Origin of the sequence: uncultured Litoreibacter sp. (assembly GCF_947501785.1) — a bacterium.
In the GTDB taxonomy this organism is placed as follows: domain Bacteria; phylum Pseudomonadota; class Alphaproteobacteria; order Rhodobacterales; family Rhodobacteraceae; genus Litoreibacter.
The window spans coordinates 1,024,393-1,044,909 of record NZ_CANMXB010000001.1 but is presented as its reverse complement, the minus strand read 5'-3'; the positions used below and the strand labels follow the sequence as shown (position 1 = coordinate 1,044,909).

The window sequence follows — 20,517 nt, the reverse complement described above, 5'->3', positions numbered from 1 at the left end:
GACGCTAGGTCAGCGCCGCCGGGGTTTGCAGCTCCGCCTCGGTCAGCGGCCAGTAAAAGTCAGGAGCAAGTCCCGCCTCGGCACGTTTTTCTTCGTTGAAGGGCGGTCTCAATTTTGAATGGAAGTAGCGTTTGACGAGGCCGTGAAATGCGATTTTGGGGTCGAGATTTTCGCGCCCGCACAGGAAGTGAAACCACTTTGAGCCATAAGCCACATGGGCCACTTCTTCGGCGTAAATCACATTTAGCGCCGCGACCGTTTGGGTGTCCTTGGCCTGCTGGAAGAGCTTGATCATCCCCGGGGTGACGTCCAGACCGCGGGCCTCCAGTACCATCGGCACGACGGCCAACCGGCCCATGATGTCCTGTGCCGTGTCAGTGGCCGCTTGCCACATGCCGGCATGCGCGGGCAGCGCGCCATAATGGCTGCCGTAGCTCTGAAGGCAGTCCGACAACAGTTTGAAATGTTTGGATTCCTCGTCAGCGGCCTTGACCCAGTCGTCAAAGAAACCAAGCGGAAATTCCACGTCGGGAAACCGCGCGACCAGATCCCAGTGCAGATCAACCGCGTTCAGCTCGATATGCGCAATTGCGTGCAGCATGGCAATGCGGCCCGCTTCGGTGCCGGGTTTGCGATGTGGCACATCGCGCGGGTTGAGCAGTTCCGGCGAGGCGGGGCGCGCAGGGAAATCCGGCGGCGCTTTGCGGCCGAGCGGTGGTTCTGTGCCAGTCGCACGCGCGTCGCGCCACGTGGCCGCATGGGCGCGGCTGAACGCCACTTTAGCATGCGGGTCGGCAGTGGATAGCACCTCGACCGCCATATCGCGCAAGCTGACATTCATGCGGATTGCGCGGCCTCAAGGACGGCCTCCACATGGCCGGGCACGCGCACTTTGTGCCATGCGTTCAACACCTTGCCGTCCCCGCCGATCAAAAAGGTGGAGCGTTCGATGCCCATATAGGTCTTGCCGTACATGCTCTTTTCTTTCCACACGCCGTAGGCCTCGCAGACCTGATCGTCGGCGTCAGAGGCCAGGATCACGCCCAAAGCGTGTTTGGCCAGAAACTTGTCATGCTTGGCGGCAGTGTCCTTTGAGATGCCGATGATGTCGCAGCCCGCGGCCTTGAACGCGTCCAGATGTTCGGTGAAGCCGATGGCTTCTTTTGTGCAGCCGGGCGTGTCGTCCTTGGGGTAGAAATAGACCACTGCCTTGCCGGGGCGCAGCTCCGACAGCGTGATCGTGCCGCCGCCGTCGCGGGGCAGGGTGAAGTCAGGGGCCATGTCACCTTCGGAAATCATGCGGGACGCTCCTTTCGCGTTGCTCATACAAAAATGATGTGGAGCGGAAGCTAGAGCGTTATAAGAAAAGATAAACCCGGCAAATCGCATTTCGGCGATGAAAGAGGCAAGAGGCAAAATGTCGAACGCGCCCACAGAGCCGCCCCCCGAACTTGAAGGGGTCGATGACGCCCCGCCATTGCCCGGCGGCGCGCCGCGCGAGGCACCGCGCAAGCGCGGCATGAAAGTGCGCAAGAGGTGGATCTTGCTATCGGTCATGACCGCCATGCTCAGCATGGTGGCCGCGGCGTTGGTGATAGGGCTGCTGACCGTGATGGGGCGGTCCGTGAACTTGCCGGATTGGGCGACGGAGCAGGTGCAAGACCGGATCAACGCCCAGATCGAGGGGCCAGACATTTTGTTGGCCGGCGTGTCGGTCGGGTTGCTGGATGACGAGCTGCGCCCGACGGTGGAGCTGCAGGGCATCCGCATGCGCAGCGCCGCCGAGGCCCCGTTGATGGCCCTGCCAAGCTTGCAGGTAAAGCTCGACACATCAGAGCTGCTGCAGGGGCGCATTGCCCTTGAAACACTGGACATCAGCGCCGCGCAGATCAACCTGACGCGGGATGCGAGCGGTCAGTTTGCCTTCGCTTTTGGCGGGACCGCGGCAGCGGATGAGCTGGAGGCCAACTCGGTGGCCGAGGTGATGGCCCTGATTGACGCCGCCTTCGCGCATCCGGCCCTTCGAGAGCTGGAGGAAGTCACCGCCACCGGCGTTCGCATGGTCTTGGATGACCAACGGGTTGGGCGTGACCTTGTTGTGGATGAAGGGCGTCTCAAGCTGGTTAATGGCGCAAACTTTCTGGCGCTGAATGTCGCTTTTGACATCTCCTTGGATGGCAACGATCCCGCAACGCTAACGCTGTCGGCGGACAAGGCCAAAGGCGCGCCGGGTGGCCGCCTGGAGGCGAAATTCTCGCAACTGCGTGTGCGCGACGTGGCCGAACAGGTCAGCACATTGAACTTTCTTGAACTGCTGGACGCTCCCATTGACGGGGCCCTGACCACCGAAATTGGCGCGGAGGGGGAAGTGGTCAGCTTCTTTGGCGCGCTCAATATCGGCGGCGGCTTCGTGCAGCCGGCCCCGCAGGCCAAACCATTGCCGCTCAACAGCGCGCGCACTTTGGTGCGTTACAGCTCGGCCACCGGCCGCCTGCATCTTGAGCAGCTTGACATCGACGCACCCGAGTTGCGGCTCAAAGGGCAGGGCCATGCGGACCTGATGGACTTTGCCGCCGGCATCCCCGAAACGCTTCTCATGCAAATTCGGTTGTCCGATCTCAAGCTGGACCCCGAAGGCATCTTCGAGACGCCGGTCACCTTTAGCGAGGGGCAGGTGGATCTGCGCTACCGGCCCAATGATCTGAAGGTTGATATCGGGCAAATGGTGCTGCGCGACGAGGGGACCGAAATTGTCGCGGGCGGCAAAGTGTCCGTGGGAGACGCGGGGTGGCTTGCTTCGGTTGACGCCAATATTGGCAGCATTGATCAGGACCAGCTGCTGGGGCTGTGGCCCACCAGCGCCGTCAAAAACACCCGTGACTGGCTGACCAGCAACATCCAATCGGGCGAACTGACAAATGCCGCCGCCGCCTTGCGGGTGGTGCCGGGCAAAAAGCTGGGCTCAGCTGTTACCTTCAACTTCGAAAACGCCAATGTGCGTTACCTCAAGACCTTGCCCAAGGTGGAAAACGGCCATGGCTACGTCACGATCGCCGAAGACGAAATGACCTTGGTCCTGCATGAGGGATTTGTGACCGCACCGGCGGGCGGGCGCTTGGATGTGGCGGGATCGGTCATGCAAATTCCCGACATAAACAAGAAGATCCCGGACGCTGAAATATCGCTGCGGGCGCGCGGGCCTTTGCAGGCGGCGATGTCGTTGCTGGACGAGAAGCCGTTTGAGTTTCTCAGCAAGTCGGGCTTCGCCACGGATTTGGCGCAAGGCCAGGCCGATGTCATCGCGCAGCTGCAAGTGCCGTTGGCCAAGGAGGTTCTTGTCAAGGACGTCACCTATTCCGTGGAGGCTTTGGTAAGAGATGTCCACTCTGACACGCTGGTCCCGGGCCGCAGCCTGCGCTCGGAAGTTATGAACCTGACGGCCGCGGAGGGGGCTTTGACCATTGCGGGACAAGGCACGCTGGACGGCATCCCGATAGATGTGACCTGGGAGCGTGGCATAGGTCCGAGCTCGGGCGACAGTTCGACGGTGAAGGGCTCTATCGAGTTGTCACAAACCGCGCTGAACGCGTTCAATATCGGGCTGCCAGATGGCAGCGTGCGGGGCAAGGGGCGGGGGCAGTTTGAGCTGGCGCTGACCAAAGGGCAGGTGCCCGACCTGACGCTGCGCTCTAACCTGCGGGGCGTCGGGCTGAGGATCGACGCTTTGGGGTGGTCAAAGGGGCCAAATCAGGACGGTGCCCTGAATGTCGCGCTCAGCATGGGTGAAACGCCGGTGATAAAGAGCCTCAGCATATCAGGCGCGGGCCTGTCGGCGACCGGGTCGCTGACGCTGCGCCCCGGTGGCGGCCTGGACCGCGCGGTCTTCAACCCGTTGAAAGTGGCAGGGCGGCTGAACAGCCGGGTCGAGGTTGTGGGACGCGGCAAAGGCAGGCCGGTGCAGTTGCTGGTGCGCGGCGGGTCCATTGACATTCGCAAGTTCGGGGTGGGCTCCGGTGGCGGCGCGCCCACCGGCGGCCCGCCGCTTGATCTGGCCTTGGACAGCCTTCAGGTGACAGACGACATCCGCATCGACAAGTTCCGCGGCAAGTTCCGCAACGATCGCGGGTTGGACGGGTCCTTCACCGGATTGGTCAACGGGCAGGCAAAGATCAACGGGGTGGTTGTGCCGACCGCCAAAGGGTTGGCGGTGCGTATCGCCTCCGCGAATGGTGGGGGCGTCATCGCCGCGACCGGCATTTTCCGCAACGCGCGCGGAGGGGAGATGAACCTCGTGCTGCAACCCACCGGCAGGGCCGGGGAATTTAACGGGCGCGTGACAGTCGCCAATACAAGGATCAAGAAGGCTCCGGCGCTTGCAGACCTTCTGTCCGCCTTGTCCGTTGTGGGGTTGTTGGAACAGTTGTCGGGCGACGGCATCCTGTTCAGCGAGGTTGACGCGACCTTTACCCTGTCACCCGGCGGCGTGCGCCTGCGCGAAAGCCGCGCGGTGGGGCCGTCGATGGGTATCACCATGGACGGCGTCTATTCTACCAGCAGCCGCAAGATGCAGATGCAGGGGGTGATATCGCCGCTGTTTTTCGTGAACCGGCCTTTGGGCTTCCTGTTCTCCAAGAAGGGCGAGGGATTGTTTGGCTTCAATTACTCGCTCAACGGTGCGGCGGATGCGCCCAACGTGGCGGTGAACCCGCTTTCGGTCTTTACCCCCGGCATTTTCCGCGAGATTTTCCGCCAAGCCCCGCCGAAGCCTACGAACTGATTTAGCATGAAACTTGATGATTTTGACTTTGATCTGCCCGAGCAGCTGATTGCCGTGCGCCCGGTGTCGCCGCGCCGGTCGGCCCGGATGTTGGTCGCAGATGGGGGCGAATTGCAGGACCGGATGGTCAGCGATCTGCCCGCCTTGCTCGGCCCGGACGACCTGCTGGTGCTCAACAACACCAAGGTGATCCCGGCGCGACTGTTTGGCACGCGGGATCGGGGGGGCAACGTCTCGAAGATCGAGGTGACGCTGTTGTCGCCCGATACGGACGGCAACTGGACCGCGTTGATCAAACCATTGCGCAAGGTCAAGGACGGAGAGGTGATCCGCTTTGCTGCCGGCCTGCAGGCCGAAATGCTGGGCCGCGCCGACGGGCAGGGCGTGCTGCGTTTCAACCTTGAAGGCGACGCCTTTGACGCCGCTCTGGCGGAGGCCGGTCAGATGCCTTTGCCGCCCTATATTGCGGCCAAACGCGCGGCGGATGCGCGCGACAAGGACGACTACCAAACCGCCTTTGCCAAACACCAGGGCGCGGTTGCGGCGCCGACGGCGTCGTTGCATTTCGACGACGTGCTGCTGGCGGAATTGAAAGCCAGGGGCGTGCAATTTTGCGAAGTGACGTTGCATGTGGGCGCGGGGACGTTTTTGCCGGTCAAGGTCGACGACGTCACCACCCACAAGATGCATGCCGAATGGGGGCAGGTCAGCGCCGAGGCCGCGGCGCAGATCAACGACATAAAGGCCAAGGGCGGGCGGGTGATCCCGGTGGGCACGACCGCGCTGCGGCTGATTGAAACCGCAAGCCGCGACACTGGCAAAGTTACGGCCTGGACGGGCGAGACCGACATTTTCATCTACCCCGGCTTCGCCTTCAACGTCACTGACGCGTTGATGACCAATTTCCATCTGCCGAAATCGACATTGCTTATGCTGGTCTCGGCCTTGATGGGGCAGGAGTCGGTTACGAAAATTTACGGACATGCCGTCGCGGAAGAGTACCGGTTCTTCTCATATGGCGACAGCTCGCTGCTGATCCCCTGAACACGAAATAATTACGACTCATTTTCGTCGTTGTGGGACCTGAAATCTGGGCGTAAGCGGGCGACGGTAAGGGCCATGCCGAGTCGGTGTCGCGATGTTGTGGAGCAGCAATATGTTCAAAGTGATCGGCAACGCCTGGGCGCTTTTGCTGGGCATGATGTTCTTGATGGTCGGCAACGGCATGCAAGGCACCATGATGGGCGTGCGCGGCGCGCTGGAAGGCTTCACCACCTTCGAGCTGTCACTGATCACATCCGCCTATTTCCTTGGCTTTCTGGGCGGATCAAGGCTGGCGCCGGACTTCATCGGACGGGTGGGGCATGTGCGCGTCTTCGCGGCCCTTGGGTCCATGGTGTCTGCGGCGTTGATCCTGTACCCTGCAATCACCTACCCGGCGGCGTGGATATTGTTGCGGGTGCTGGTGGGGTTCTGCTTCTCAGGGCTCTATGTGACGGCGGAAAGCTGGCTCAACAACGCGGCCACGAACGAGACGCGCGGCCAGACCTTGTCGTTATACATGATCGTGCAGATGGTCGGGATTGTGACTGCGCAGGGCCTGCTGAACGTTGCCGATCCTGGCGGCTGGATCCTGTTTGTGATCCCCTCGGTGTTGGTGTCCATCTCATTTGCCCCAATCCTGTTGTCGGTGGCCCCGGCGCCCGCATACGAGACCACCAAGAATATGAAATTGCGGGACCTCTACAAACTGTCCCCTCTGGGCTTTGTCGGGATGTTTCTGCTGGGATCAATCTTTGCGGCGCAATTCGGGATGTCAGCGGTCTATGCCACGGAAATTGGGATGAGCGTGGGCGAAATTTCGATCTTCATCTCAGCGATATTTGTCGGCGCGATGGTGCTGCAATACCCAATTGGGTTCATGTCCGACCGGATGGACCGGCGGCTGCTCATCATCGGGGTCGCAGCAGGTGGGGCGTTTGCAGCAATAGTCGGCTGGGTGTTCAGCGGCTATTTCTGGGCGCTTTGCATGTCTGCCTTTGTGCTGGGTGGTATGTCCAACCCGCTTTACGCGCTGCTGATCGCCTATGCCAATGACTATCTAGAACCTGATGATATGGCGGCCGCGTCAGGCGGGTTTCTCTTCGTGAATGGATTGGGGGCTGTTGGCGGGCCTATCCTGATTGGTTGGATCATGACCAGTTTCGGGGCGGATGGGTTCTGGTTGGTGATCATTGTGCTCATGTTCGCGGTCGCAGCTTACGGCATCTACCGCATGACCCAGCGTGCGTCGCTATACGTGGAGGAGGCCGACGATTACGAACCGGTGCCCTATGCGCCGGTGACGTCTGCGGGCATGGCGATTGCGGCGGAGGTGGCGCAGGATTTCTATTCTGACGCTGATGACGAGGACGAAAACTGGGAATTGCCGGAATGGGACGGGAATCCGCGTGAATAGCCGCAACAAACTGTCATGAAAGTCACGATCGTTTCGCGGGGAAAGCCAACCGGCTAAAAACCCTTGATCGGGGCGCAAATGGTTGTAACGATTTGATGAACGTAGGGGGTAAGTGGTCACGGGAGGGCGCTATGGCGACACCGGAAGAAGTACTGGCCTTTTGGCTGGATGAGATCGGACCCAAGGGTTGGTACGAGGCAAACGAAGAGGTCGATGAGGCCATTCGAACGCGTTTCAAGGACAGTTTGGACAAGGCGCGCTCCGGCGGATTGTCCATGTGGATGACCTACCCAAGCGGGGCCTTGGCCTACATCATCCTGACAGACCAGTTTTCGCGCAACATGTACCGCGGCTCCAGCGAGGCGTTTGCCACCGACAGGCTGGCATTGGCCATGTCGAAGATCGCGGTCGACCGCGGCTGGGATCTCAGAATAGACGAACCGGCCCGCCAGTTTTTCTATATGCCGATGATGCATTCGGAGTGCATCACCGATCAGGAACGCTGCATTCGCATGTTTGCCACCCGGATGCCGGAGGGCCGCGACGAACATCTGCTTCACGCGCGCGCGCATCGCGATGTCATCCGCAAATTTGGCCGTTTCCCGTTCCGCAACGAAGCGCTTGACCGCAAAACATCCGAGCCGGAGGTCGCATTTCTGGAAGCGGGCGGCTACGGCGCGACAGTTCGGGAAATTCAGGCCACGGCCTAACCCTGTTTTCAAATACCGGTGACCGGTTAACCTTCCCGCAGGTTGATGCTTGATGTCACGCGGGCCATCGGTAGGGTGTGTTGCATGCGTATGATCCTCTCAAAATGCCTCGTCTTTATCGTCATGCTTGGCTTCGTTGCGCCCCCGGCTGCGGCCAACGAGCCGCGCCAGGTGCTGGTGTTGGGCGACAGCTTGTTGGATTGGCACCGCATGCGCGGCAAATCCATCCCGCAGGTTCTGGCGCGGCAAACGGGGTGGAAAGTGCGCAATCGCGCCGCCTCCGGCGCGAAAATGTACCTGACCGGCGCCGAGGATAATCCGCGCAGCGTTATCCCGGCCCAGTTTGAGGAGGGCGACTGGGATTGGGTGGTCATCAATGGCGGAGCCAATGATTTGTTGACCAAATGCGGCTGCAATCGCTGCGAGAAGGTGATCAGCGGTATCATATCAAAGGATGGCAAAACGGGCATATTGCCTGATCTGGTGCGCCGCGCCCGCGGCACCGGCGCACAGGTGATGATGGTAGGTTATATAGGCAACCCGCGGCTCAACCTGTTTTCAGGGTGCAAAGACGATGTGCTGGAGCTGGTGCGCCGCCAGAAAATCATGGCGGGTCGTTTGCCGGGGGTGGGGTACTTCTCCACCCGCGAGGTCGTGGACATTGAAAAACGGTCCAGCTTTGCGCTGGACGGGTTCCACCCGTCGCAAAAGACCACCCGCAAGATCGGGGCGACCCTTGCAGCATCATTGAAAAAGCTGGAATCCGCCGGAAATTGACCCGATCCAGCGCGTCCGCGTTATGCATCTGGGTCATGGCGGGGTCGCAACTCTGTCTGTTGCTTTGTCATCTGCGCAAAACTAGTTTAACACTAAACTAGTTTTCGGGAGAGACAGATATGGCGACCGCATCCTACGATCTTGTTGTAATTGGCGCAGGCCCCGGCGGCTATGTCGCCGCCATTCGTGGCGCACAGCTTGGGCTGAACGTCGCCGTTGTCGAACGAGAACATCTGGGCGGCATCTGCCTGAACTGGGGCTGCATTCCAACCAAGGCGCTGCTGCGGTCCTCTGAAGTGTTTCATCTGATGCATCGCGCCAAGGAATTTGGCCTGAAAGCAGATGGCATCGGGTATGATCTGGACGCCGTCGTCAAACGCTCCCGCGCTGTGGCCGGGCAACTGGCGGGCGGCGTTGGCCACCTGATGAAGAAGAACAAGGTGACCACCGTGATGGGGGAGGCCAAGCTGACCGGCAAAGGCAAGGTCTCGGTGAAAACCGAGAAGGGCACCGAGGAGCTGACCGCCAAAAACATCGTGCTGGCCACCGGCGCGCGGGCGCGTGAGCTGCCTGGGCTGGAAGCAGATGGTGATCTGGTCTGGACCTACAAAGCCGCGTTGACGCCCAAGCGGATGCCCAAGAAGCTGCTGGTTATTGGCTCAGGCGCGATTGGCATTGAGTTTGCCAGCTTCTACAACACGCTCGGCGCCGACACGACGGTGGTCGAGGTCATGGACCGCGTGCTGCCGGTGGAAGATGAAGAGATTTCCAAATTTGCGAAGAAGCAATTTGAAAAACAGGGCATGAAGATCATGCAAAAGGCGATGGTCAAACAACTTGACCGGGCCAAAGGCAAAGTCACCGCGCATATCGAGGTCGGCGGCAAGGTCGAGAAGCACGAATTCGACACCGTGATCTCCGCAGTGGGTATTGTGGGCAACGTCGAAAACCTGGGTCTGGAAGAGCAGGGCATCAAGATCGACCGCACCCATGTGGTGGTGGATGAATATTGCCGCACCGGTGTTGATGGGGTGTTTGCCATTGGCGATATCGCCGGCGCGCCCTGGCTGGCGCATAAAGCCAGCCATGAAGGCGTGATGGTCGCTGAGCTGATTGCCGGCAAAAACAATGTGCACCCGGTGCGCCCGGAAAGCATTGCGGGCTGCACATATTGCCATCCGCAAGTGGCCTCCGTCGGCTATACCGAGGCGAAAGCGAAGGAGCTGGGCTATGACGTCAAAGTTGGCCGCTTCCCGTTTATCGGCAACGGCAAGGCGATTGCGCTGGGCGAGCCGGAAGGCATGGTGAAGACCGTTTTTGATGGCAAGACTGGCGAGCTGCTGGGGGCCCATATGGTGGGCGCGGAAGTGACCGAACTGATCCAAGGCTATGTCGTGGGGCGCCAGCTGGAGACCACCGAAGAAGACCTGATGAACACAGTCTTCCCCCATCCGACCTTGTCCGAAATGATGCACGAAGCTGTGCTGGACGCTTACGGACGGACGATCCACATGTAGCCAGGTTTTGCGACGGCTATCGTCGTCGCTAAGGCGGGGGCGTCGCCATTGTCGCTCGGACCAATGGCGCAACAATTGCGACCCCCCGTCGCTGACGCTCCTCCCCCCGGGAGTATTTTTGAACGAAGGAAAGGGACCGCCCGCCATGAGCCCGGTTCGCACAAACTGGCTGTTGGTGTTCATGCTGCTTGTGGCCGGGCTGTTCGCGGCGGCGCAGTTTGGCAAGCTGACCCTGACGCTGGAAGTGCTCCGTGCGACCTACCCGCAGGGCGGTGCGTTTGTGCCTGTGCTGATCTCGATCGTGGGGATTGTGGGCATCGTGCTTGGCGCGGTCGCGGGGTCTGTTGTCGCGCGCATCGGGGTGGTTCGGGCCTTGACGGGCGCGCTTTTGGCAGGCGGCGCGCTGTCCCTGTTGGAGGCGCTGATCCCTCCCATGCCGGTTTTCGCGGGGCTGCGGATTTTGGAGGGCATCTCTCATTTGGCCATTGTCGTGGCCACGCCCACCTTGATGGCAAGCATCGCGACCGACCGCGACCGCCCCGTTGTTATGGGCATTTGGGCCGCATTTTTCGGGATTTCTATGGCGCTTTTGGCGATTTTGTTGCCCGGATTGCTGTCTCTTGGCGGCTTGAGCGCGGTGTTCCTCTTTCATGGGGTGGGCATGTTGTTGGTGGCCGGGGCGTTGTTTCCGCTGCTGCCCAAGGGGCGGATTGCGGACCCGGTGCCGGTATCCTTCGTGGCAGAGCACCGGATCATCTATGCCACGCCGCGCCTGCTGATCCCTGGCGCGGGGTTCGTCTGGTACACGATCCTCTACTTAGCGTTGCTTGCGGTTTTGCCTCTCGCCCTGGATCTGGAGCTTTGGGTGATCACCGCGTTACCCCTGATCAGCATTGTGGGCACGATCTGGGGCGGCTTTCTGGCCAAGCGCATCGCACCCGACAAGTTGGTGGCGGCTGGCTTTGGGCTGACCATCGCCGCGACCGGGGTGGTCTTGTCGCTGCAAGGCGCGAATTGGCCGCTCTTCGTGTTGTTCTTCGTAATGGCGTTGATCCCGGCGGCGTCTTTCGCCTCGATCCCGTATTTCAACGATACGGCCACGGACCGCGCGCGGGCAACGGGGGGGATTGCGCAGCAGGGCAATATCGGCACCACGCTTGGCACGCCGATCTTCGTGCTGATGATGGAGAGCGGGGGGATGGCGGCGGTCGGCACGGTTTTGATCGCGTTTTGCGCATTGGGCATCGGCTCGACCCTGCTGCTGCGGCGCGCGATCAAATAAATCTGTGGATGTTCTCTTAATGTTCTATAAACTGGTTGGAACTTGCGGCGGCACGGATTAAGTGTGTCGCAACCGATTTGGGGTGGATCATGGCCGAGCTGAAAAACATCGAAGTACGCGGCGCGCGCGAACATAATCTCAAGAATATTGACGTTGATATCCCGCGCGATCAGCTGGTGGTCATCACCGGGCTGTCGGGGTCCGGCAAGTCGTCATTGGCCTTTGACACGATCTACGCCGAAGGGCAGCGCCGCTATGTGGAATCGCTGTCGGCCTATGCGCGCCAGTTCCTTGATATGATGGAGAAGCCGGATGTGGATCACATCGCCGGGCTGTCGCCTGCGATCTCCATTGAGCAGAAGACCACGTCGAAAAACCCGCGCTCCACTGTGGGCACGGTGACCGAGATTTACGACTATATGCGGCTGCTATTCGCGCGCGTTGGTACGCCGTTTTCGCCTGCCACCGGCAAGCCGATTGAGGCGCAGCAGGTGCAGGACATGGTGGACCGCACCATGGCTTTGGAGGAGGGGACGCGCGGCTACCTGCTGGCGCCGATTGTGCGCGACCGGAAGGGCGAGTACCGTAAGGAGTTTGCTGAACTAGCAAAGTCCGGTTTTCAGCGGGTCAAGGTGGATGGCGAATTTTATGAGTTGGACGCCGCCCCGACTTTGGACAAGAAGTTCCGCCATGACATTGACGTGGTGGTCGACCGCATTGTGGTCCGCGAAGGGTTAGAGACGCGGTTGGCTGACAGTTTCCGTACCGCTTTGGATTTGGCAGACGGGATCGCAATCCTTGAGACCGCCCCCAAAGAGGGGGAGCCCGAGCGCCACACGTTTTCTGAGAAATTTGCCTGCCCAGTGTCTGGCTTCACGATCTCGGAGATTGAACCGCGCCTGTTTTCTTTCAACGCGCCCTTTGGCGCCTGCCCAAGCTGCGACGGGTTGGGGGTAGAGCTGTTCTTTGACGAACGGTTGGTGGTTCCAGACGCCACGCTGAAGCTGTATGACGGCGCGCTTGCCCCATGGCGCAAAGGCAAAAGCCCGTATTTCCTGCAAACCATCGAAGCGATTGCCAAGCATTACGAGTTCGACAAGAACACGCCTTGGAAGGATCTGGACGCGCATGTGAAGCAGGTCTTCCTCTATGGCTCTGGCGACGACGAAATCCCGTTCCGCTATGACGAAGGCGGGCGGGTCTATCAGGTGACCCGCAGCTTTGAGGGCGTCATCCCCAATATGGAGCGGCGCTACCGCGAAACAGACAGCTCGTGGATCCGCGAAGAGTTCGAGCGCTACCAGAACAACCGCTCCTGCGGGACCTGCGGCGGATTCCGCCTGAAGCCCGAGGCTTTGGCCGTGAAAATTGCCGGGCTGCATGTCGGCGAGGTCGTGCAGATGAGCATCCGCGAGGCGTTTGACTGGTGCAAATCGGTGCCCGACAGCCTGACCGCGCAAAAGAACGAGATTGCCAAGGCGATCCTGAAGGAAATCCGAGAACGGCTTGGGTTCCTGAACAATGTGGGCCTTGAATACCTGACGCTGTCGCGCAACTCCGGCACCTTGTCGGGCGGGGAATCACAGCGGATCAGGCTGGCCTCGCAGATCGGGTCCGGCCTGACGGGCGTGCTATATGTGCTCGATGAGCCAAGCATCGGTCTGCATCAGCGTGACAATGACCGGTTGCTGACCACGCTGAAAAATCTACGCGATCAGGGCAATACCGTGATCGTGGTGGAGCATGACGAGGAAGCCATCCGTGAGGCCGATTATGTCTTCGACATTGGCCCCGGCGCGGGTGTGCATGGCGGCGAAATCACCGCGCATGGCAAGCCCGAGGATGTGGCCTCCAACCCGGATTCGATCACCGGTCAATACCTGACGGGCGTGCGCGAAATCAGCATTCCGGCCAAGCGCCGCAAGGGCAACGGCAAGAAACTGACGGTGAAGAAAGCCACCGGCAACAATCTGCAAAATGTCACTGCTGACTTTCCGCTGGGCAAGTTCGTCTGCGTGACGGGTGTGTCGGGTGGCGGCAAGTCGACGCTGACGATTGAGACGCTGTTCAAAACCGCCTCCATGCGGCTGAACGGCGCGCGGCAGACGCCTGCGCCATGTGAGACCATCCAAGGCCTCGAACTGTTGGACAAGGTGATCGATATTGACCAGCGCCCCATTGGGCGCACGCCTCGGTCAAATCCAGCCACTTATACAGGGGCTTTCACGCCCATTCGTGAATGGTTTGCGGGGCTGCCGGAGGCCAAGGCGCGCGGCTACAAACCGGGCCGGTTCAGCTTCAACGTCAAAGGCGGGCGCTGCGAGGCCTGCCAGGGCGACGGCGTCATCAAGATCGAGATGCACTTCCTGCCCGACGTTTATGTGACCTGCGAAACCTGCAACGGCGCGCGCTATAACCGCGAGACATTGGAGGTCAAATTCAAGGGTAAATCCATCGCCGACGTTTTGGATATGACCGTCGAGGACGGGCAGGAATTCTTCAAGGCCGTGCCCTCCATCCGGTCCAAAATGGACGCGCTGATGCGCGTAGGGCTCGGCTATATCAAAGTGGGCCAGCAGGCGACGACCCTGTCAGGCGGCGAAGCGCAACGGGTGAAGCTGTCCAAGGAGCTTGCCAAATCCTCCACCGGCAAGACGCTCTATATTCTGGATGAACCGACCACAGGTCTGCATTTCGAGGATGTGCGCAAGCTCCTGGAAGTGCTGCACGAGCTGGTCGATCAGGGCAATACCTGCATCGTGATCGAGCACAATCTCGACGTCATCAAGACCGCCGACCACATCATCGATATTGGGCCGGAGGGCGGTGATGGCGGCGGCAAGATCGTGGCCAAGGGCACGCCCGAACAGGTCGCCAAGGTCGAGGGGTCCTATACGGGGCATTACCTCAAGGACATGTTGGAGCCCAAGAAAACCAAGAAACCCGTCGCGGCGGAATAACCCCGGTGCCGACCGAGCCGTCAGCCTTCATCCAAGCCCACCGTATGCTCAGGGTGTCCGGCTTGGAGCCGTTCAGGCAATGGCGGCTGGCGCTGGTGGTGCTGTTGGTGACCTACTTGCCGCTCGCGATCTTGTGGTTCGGCTACGACGCGCTGATGAGCGCGGCAGCCATGGCCATTTATGACAGCGAGGAGGGGCTCGCGAGTGGCGGCATGGACCCGATCTTGGCGCAAACCCTGATCCATGGGACTGACAGCGTTGGGGTCTTGCTGCTGCTCTTTGGGGTCGTGGGCTACCCGTTCATCATCTGGGGCGTGGTGGTGTGGTGGCGGTCGCAGGGCGCGGGGATCACGCTGAAAGCCTCGCTCAAGTCGCTCTGGTGGGTGGGGGTGATCTATCTGATCCCGATGGTGGTCTCAGGCATCAGCGCGCTACCGTTGTATTTCGCCGACTTCGATGAGGGGTATGTGGGTGGGGAACTCGTGTCCTACCCTGAGCCGTCGCTGTTGCTGCCCAATCTGCTGACCTTTTTGTCCTACTGGCTGATCTTCCGGCTCGCCGCCGCTCTGGTCACAGCGGCGCAGGGGCAGGGCATGGGGTTGAAAGCGGGCTGGCAGGTCAGCGCGGCAGACAACAAGCTTACAGCTTTCATTGCTCTCGACCTCACCGTGCTGTCGCTGCTGCTTGACGCGGCATCAAAGTTTCTCGCGGAGATCAGCAATGCCAGATGGGAGCGGGAGCTGGAAAACCACGACCTCGACATGACGTCGCTGACCCTTTTCGACAGTGCCGTAGCGGGGGCGGAGAGTTTGGTTGTCACTTGGCTGATCTTTGTCGAATTGGCATTGGTTTGGTCGTTGGCGCAACGCTACAGGCAAGGCAAAACAGACTTTCGCGAAAGTCTGTAACCAAATCCTCGAGGAGGATTTGAATCCAATTTCTCCTCGAGAAATTGGCGCCAGAACCCTCCGTGGTGCCGCTTCAGAACTTTACCGTTGCTCCCGCCAATCGCTTCGTCCTACCGTGGGCCACAAAAGTGCGACAGGGCCAAACATCCATGACATTCGAACTGCTTTGCCGTTTCAGCTTCGCCATCTTTGCGGCACTGGCGCTGACGCTGCTTGTCGCGCCAGGCGTCATCCACTGGCTCTTTGCCATCGACAGCGGGGCGGCGGCCGACATCATGTCGCGCCGCGCTGCGATGTTGTTTGCGGGGCTTGCGGTCCTGATGTTTTTGGGCGGCAGCACCACCAGCCTTGAGGTGCAGCATCTGGTCAGTGCCGTCGCGGTCGTGACAATGGTCGGGCTGGCGGTGCTGGGGTTGGTGGAATGGTTGCGCGGCGTGGTTGGCATTGGCATCTGGCTGGCGATTGGCGTGGAGGTGTTCTTCGCCTGGTTCTATTTCCGCTACTGGCAGGAGTAGCGCCGGGCCGCGGCACGGCCCAAGGCGCGACAAATGCCCATAAGCAATTAGCCGTCTTTCGGCCGGAACGGCTCCAACACCTCGACATCAACCGACTTGATCCGCGCGAAGCGCTCCGTCACGTCATTGGTGGCGGTCCAGTTGTGGCGGGTCTTGGCCACCAGCTCGGTGCCATCTGGCAGCAGCCCGTGCCAATCGAAATCCACGCTGAGACTATAAAGCCCGTCCGCGTCGGGGCCGCTGGCGGAGAAGTATTCAAGCAAATGCGTGCTCGCCGCCACTTGCGAGCCGGGGCCCGCCAGCCACGCCTTGAACCCCTCAAAATCGGTGATCGCCCCGCTAGAGAAATTCAAAGAGAAGCCGTCGGCCAAAATCTCGCGCACTGGATCAGGGTTGCGGGATGGGTCTTCGATCAACGCCAGCCAGTAGTGCACAAGGCTCAGCATGCGGTTGTCGGCATAGGCGTCGGAATACGCGTCAGGCTCGCCTTCGCTGATCGGGGTAATTGTCACCTCGGACATCACCGGCAACACGGTGTCGGTTGGGCTGAGCGCTATGTTGTAGCTCAGTTCCGCCTGCCGGATCGCGCCGCCTTCCAACATCCCTTCGTTTTGGTAGGTGATCTGCGCGCTCAGCGTCATCGCGCCGTCTTCGCCATGTGTGATCTCGGTCGATTTGACGTGGTGGGCGTTCTTCCAGGTGTCAGGCAACAGTGAGACCCGGGCGGCGTAGTCGTCATGGCCATTCGCAGTGCCCAGGCCGGAGGTCACAGTCACGTCCTCAGCCAGAATGTCGAGCGCATTTTCAATGCCACCAGCGGGACGTTCGTAAATCTGATACCAGCGGTGAAGCTGCGCCAAAGCCGCGTGTTCCTTGAAACCGTTCTTGATGTCTTGGGTTGTCATCTCGGCAAATCCTGCTGTTGCGGAAGCGGTGAGAAGGGCAGCGCCAAGCGCCGTGGTCAGAGTTTTCATGCAATAAGCCTCGGGTTCAATGCGTTTCTGGTGCGGGTCTAGCGCAGCCCTTAGACAGCCGCCAGCCAGATCTGGCGTGGCGGCGGCGGCTTGCCAACGGCAACACCTTCAGGCGTCGGCCAGTACCGTCTTGATATTAGCAGAGCTTTCCAGCGTCTTGTGCACCGGGCAGCGATCGGCGATTTCCAGCAGCCGTTGGCGCTGTTCGGCGTCCAGATCACCGTCCAGATGGATCTCGCGCAGGAACGTGTCGATCTTGGAATGGCCGCCATCGGCATCTTGCGCATGCATCGCGTCGTGTTTGACGTCGACCCAGATGTTGTCGAGCTTCCACTTCTTGCGCCGCGCATACATGCGGATGGTCATGGACGTACATGCGCCAAGCCCGGCTGACAGAAAGCCGTAAGGCGTCATGCCCTTGTCGGTGCCTCCATAGGCCACCGGCTCGTCGGCCTGCATATGAAATTTGTGGCCAAGGTTGATATCTTGCAGGAACCCGCCGGGGTCGGCTTCGCGCACGCGCAGCACGCCCTCGGGCGCGCCAATGGGCGGGGCCGGGGGCTTGAGGTCGAGATATTTCGACGACCATGCGGCGATGACGTCGGCTGCGTATTCCGCGTCTTGCTCGCGGGTGATCAGGTGGTCGGCGTCGCACAGCGTGATGAAACTTTTGGGATGCTTGGCATGGATGAAAATCTGGGTGGCGTTTTCCACGCCAACCGTCGCGTCTTTCGGTGCATGCAGCACCAACAGGGATTTCTTGAGGGTCTTCAGCGCGCCTTCTAGCCGGTTGGCAGAGACGTCTTCCAGAAAGCCCGCCCCGATTTTGACGCCGCGCCCGCCAAGCTGCACCTCGGCCACGCCCTTTTCCTTGATCTCGTGTATCGAGCTGCCAAAATTGTGGGTCACGTGATCGGGGTCGAATGGCGCGCCAATTGTTACGACCGCGCGGGCTTGCTGTATCTTTCCAGCCGCGGCGATGATGGCAGCGCCGCCAAGCGAATGGCCAATTAATAGCTCGGGCCCCATGCCGCGCTTTTCCAGCTCGGCGGCGGCCAGCGTCAGGTCCTCGACATTGGATGAAAAGGTGGTGTTCTCGAACTCGCCTTTGCTGTGGCCCAGCCCGGTGAAGTCGAACCGCAGTACGGCGATGCCCATATTGGCCAAGCGCCCCGCGATGCGCCGCGCGGCGGGGATGTCCTTGGAGCAGGTGAAGCAATGCGCAAACAGCGCCGTCGCCAGATGCGGCCCCTCGGGCAGGTCAAGTCGCGCAGCAAGTTCGTCCCCGGAATGTCCGGCGAAGGTGAATCGTTCTGTGGCCATGGTCGTATTCCTATGTTGGCACCAAGGATGGGCCGCACACCGCGTTGCAACAACCTTTGTGGCGCCAAGGTCACGCGATGGTGAGCAAAGGAGAGGCTATGTGACAGAATTTCGGGATTCTCAGTGGTTTATCCGCCCCATGCGCGCGCGGAATCAGCCGGTTCGGCCGTAAAACCCCATCTGTTCCTCCGGCGTGAATCGCGCGCCGGGGTGGTCGTAATAGGTCATGACGGTGATGATCCGCGCCGTGTCACCCTCAACCGGGGTCACCCGGTGGGCGGTGTTGACGCCTTTGAACACGTTCAGTGTACCGGCCTCCACCGTCATCAGCTTGGCCCCGTCATCCTCGCCGTTCAGCAGCTTCGCGACCCCGTCGTAATTCGGGTCATCGGCGCTGCGCAGATTGGTACGGTATTCAAACCCGCCACCCTGATCGGGTTTTTGCAGCAGCAAGGTGATGGTGAATTGTGATCGGTCAAAGTGCCAATTCAACGCCTCGCCCGCGTGATAGGCCATGACGTTGAACGCGGCCAACTGGTCGTCCATCGGGTAAAGCGGCCCGGTCTCCATGACGTCAGACAGGAATTGCGCCAATGTCGGGTCGTAATAGAGCGTGGCCACGGGCGTGTCTTGCAACAGGTCGCCGCAGAGCGTGTGGTTGGTGGTGTCGTGCAGCTTCAGGGCAGGGTGGTCGTCGCTCAAACCCGGCACAGATTTCTTGAAGTAGATGTTGTGGCGGCGCTGGTGGGTGAAGGATTTCTCCTCCCACAGGGGGGCGGCCATGGCCAGAGTTTGCGCAATGGCGTCGGCGCGGAAGAACCCGTCTAAGTTGAACATGCCGTCCGCCTCCAGATCGGTGCGGCAGCGGGCAATCAGCGCGTCGCGCGCCGGGCCTTCTTGGTGGATGGGATGGCGGTCAAGATCAACCAGGTCAGCAAGCATCAATGCCCCATAAGTGCAGGATCGAAAGGGTATTTCGTCAGTAACTCATACCCGTCTTCGGTGATCAAGACCTGGTCTTCCAGCTTGATCGAGAAGGTGCCGCCAACCTCGCCCACCAGCGCCTCGACGCAAATCGCCATGCCCGGCAACAGCGGGTAGTCAAACGCGCCTTCCACATGTTTGTCTGGGTAGGCCACCAAAGGCCATTCGTCGCACAGGCCCACGCCGTGCATCAGGCAGCCGTATTTCTGCTCCTGGTATTTGTCGTGCAGCACATGGGTGTTCATTGTCAGCTCTTTGATGGTCACGCCGGGTTTGAGCATCTCCATATTGGTCTGTATGTGCTCGACGCCGTGTTTCATGGCCTCGATCATGTCGGCGTGCGGTTTCTCGTCCCCAATCCACCACGTCCGGGAAATGTCGCAGCAAATGCCGTATGGCCCCACAAGGTCGGTATCAAAGGCCAAAATCTCGTTGTTCTGGATAATGCGCGGCCCGCATTCCTGAAACCACGGGTTGGTTCGTTGGCCCGATGCCAGCAGGCGGGTCTCAATCCATTCCCCGCCGCGTTTGATATTCTCTGCATGCAGCACCGCCCAGACGTCATCTTCGCTGACGCCGCCAGAGGGGATGTTTTCGCGGGCAAATCGCTCCATCTCATACATCGCGGTTTCGCAGGAATGGCAGGCCGCGCGCATCGCAAGGATTTCGTCGGGGCCTTTGACCGACCGCGCGTGTTCGGTCAGGTCCTCGCCCTCATGCACCTCAAACCCACGGGCTTCGAGCGCGCGCAGCCCGGCCATCATGATCTTGTCAACCGCGATGCGTTTATTCCCGCCGCCATGGGCGAGAATGAGGTCCTCGACCTCCGCCGTGAAGGTTGACGCCGCTTGCTGCACCTTGTCGCCGTTGGAGAAATAGAACATCGACGCGCCCGAGCGCTGCTCGCGTACCAGCGGGTTGAATTCGGACAGGAATGGCGAGTTCTTGTAGTCCCAGATCACCATATACCCGTCAGCGCAGACCAGTACCGCCCGGAACGGGTTATGCGTGTTCCACAGCTGCATGTTGGTGCTGTCCGTGGCGTAGCGGATGTTGAGCGGGTCGAACATCAACAGCCCGCCCATATCGGCATCCACCACGTGCCGGGTCAGCCGCTTCCAACGATACTCCCGCATCTTTTCGAGGTTGGGCATGGTCAGCCCGTCGGCCTCCCACTCGGAAAAGGCCAGCATCGTCGGCCCGATCTCGATCCGGTCATTGTCATTGGGGCTGCCATCGGCCAAATGCGTGCCCTTGGTCGGGTCGATCTTGCGCGTGTCACGGTAATGCTGGTTCATCATTTGGCTCCCCGTTATTGGGTTCAGGATGGAA

General features: G+C 60.4%; 16 protein-coding genes. 10 read left to right on the top strand and 6 right to left on the bottom strand.

Annotated features, from left to right (window positions below):
• Positions 1-4: 4 nt before the first annotated feature.
• Together Q0899_RS05115 and Q0899_RS05110 are read right to left on the bottom strand one after the other, a co-directional pair.
• A complete protein-coding gene (locus Q0899_RS05115) occupies positions 5-841 on the bottom strand; it encodes a ferritin-like domain-containing protein (protein WP_299191301.1) in 837 nt (278 codons plus the stop codon).
• On the bottom strand, positions 838-1,299 hold the full coding sequence (locus tag Q0899_RS05110; protein ID WP_299191299.1) for a peroxiredoxin: 462 nt from the start codon (positions 1,297-1,299) through the stop codon (positions 838-840). Before Q0899_RS05110 ends, Q0899_RS05115 begins: the two co-directional genes overlap by 4 nt.
• A 118-nt stretch (positions 1,300-1,417) precedes the next feature.
• Between Q0899_RS05110 and Q0899_RS05105 the strand changes: the two genes are divergently transcribed.
• From Q0899_RS05105 to Q0899_RS05060, 10 genes are all read left to right on the top strand, one after another.
• Positions 1,418-4,777 carry a DUF3971 domain-containing protein gene (locus Q0899_RS05105; RefSeq protein ID WP_299191296.1) on the top strand — a complete coding sequence of 1,120 codons (3,360 nt, stop codon included), beginning with the start codon at positions 1,418-1,420 and terminating at the stop codon, positions 4,775-4,777.
• 6 nt (positions 4,778-4,783) lie between these two features.
• Positions 4,784-5,821 (top strand): tRNA preQ1(34) S-adenosylmethionine ribosyltransferase-isomerase QueA, encoded by a 1,038-nt coding sequence (queA, locus tag Q0899_RS05100; protein WP_299191294.1) that lies wholly within the window; start codon positions 4,784-4,786, stop codon positions 5,819-5,821.
• Positions 5,822-5,933: 112 nt separating this feature from the next.
• Positions 5,934-7,235, top strand: a complete 1,302-nt coding sequence (locus Q0899_RS05095; RefSeq protein WP_299191292.1) for an MFS transporter — start codon at positions 5,934-5,936, stop codon at positions 7,233-7,235.
• A gap of 131 nt (positions 7,236-7,366) precedes the next feature.
• Positions 7,367-7,945, top strand: a complete 579-nt coding sequence (locus Q0899_RS05090; protein ID WP_298290731.1) for a DUF924 family protein — start codon at positions 7,367-7,369, stop codon at positions 7,943-7,945.
• An 84-nt stretch (positions 7,946-8,029) separates the two neighbouring features.
• Positions 8,030-8,722 carry an SGNH/GDSL hydrolase family protein gene (locus Q0899_RS05085; protein ID WP_298290734.1) on the top strand — a complete coding sequence of 231 codons (693 nt, stop codon included), beginning with the start codon at positions 8,030-8,032 and terminating at the stop codon, positions 8,720-8,722.
• A 119-nt stretch (positions 8,723-8,841) separates the two neighbouring features.
• Positions 8,842-10,239 (top strand): dihydrolipoyl dehydrogenase, encoded by a 1,398-nt coding sequence (gene lpdA / locus Q0899_RS05080; protein WP_298357317.1) that lies wholly within the window; start codon positions 8,842-8,844, stop codon positions 10,237-10,239.
• Between the two features lie 145 nt (positions 10,240-10,384).
• Positions 10,385-11,521, top strand: coding sequence for an MFS transporter (locus Q0899_RS05075; protein WP_299191288.1), 1,137 nt, complete (start codon positions 10,385-10,387; stop codon positions 11,519-11,521).
• A gap of 89 nt (positions 11,522-11,610) precedes the next feature.
• Entirely contained in the window at positions 11,611-14,481 is a 2,871-nt protein-coding gene (gene uvrA / locus Q0899_RS05070; RefSeq protein ID WP_298290743.1) for an excinuclease ABC subunit UvrA, read from the top strand.
• Positions 14,482-14,486: 5 nt separating this feature from the next.
• Entirely contained in the window at positions 14,487-15,389 is a 903-nt protein-coding gene (locus Q0899_RS05065) for a hypothetical protein (RefSeq protein ID WP_299191285.1), read from the top strand.
• Between the two features lie 149 nt (positions 15,390-15,538).
• Positions 15,539-15,904, top strand: a complete 366-nt coding sequence (locus Q0899_RS05060; protein ID WP_298357322.1) for a hypothetical protein — start codon at positions 15,539-15,541, stop codon at positions 15,902-15,904.
• Positions 15,905-15,951: 47 nt separating this feature from the next.
• On the opposite strand, the gene Q0899_RS05055 is transcribed toward Q0899_RS05060, so the two are convergent.
• The 4 genes from Q0899_RS05055 to dddP all read right to left on the bottom strand — a co-directional run bounded on the left by Q0899_RS05055 (position 15,952) and on the right by dddP (position 20,483).
• Positions 15,952-16,878 carry a hypothetical protein gene (locus Q0899_RS05055; protein WP_299191283.1) on the bottom strand — a complete coding sequence of 309 codons (927 nt, stop codon included), beginning with the start codon at positions 16,876-16,878 and terminating at the stop codon, positions 15,952-15,954.
• 108 nt (positions 16,879-16,986) lie between these two features.
• A complete protein-coding gene (locus Q0899_RS05050) occupies positions 16,987-18,201 on the bottom strand; it encodes a bifunctional alpha/beta hydrolase/OsmC family protein (RefSeq protein WP_299191281.1) in 1,215 nt (404 codons plus the stop codon).
• A gap of 153 nt (positions 18,202-18,354) precedes the next feature.
• Positions 18,355-19,143: a 2OG-Fe(II) oxygenase gene (locus tag Q0899_RS05045; RefSeq protein WP_299191279.1), complete on the bottom strand. Its 789-nt coding sequence runs from the start codon at positions 19,141-19,143 to the stop codon at positions 18,355-18,357.
• The gene (gene dddP / locus Q0899_RS05040; RefSeq protein ID WP_298290758.1) at positions 19,143-20,483 is read right to left on the bottom strand and encodes a dimethylsulfonioproprionate lyase DddP; all 1,341 of its coding nucleotides are present in this window, start codon (positions 20,481-20,483) and stop codon (positions 19,143-19,145) included. Before dddP ends, Q0899_RS05045 begins: the two co-directional genes overlap by 1 nt.
• Positions 20,484-20,517: the final 34 nt, after the last annotated feature.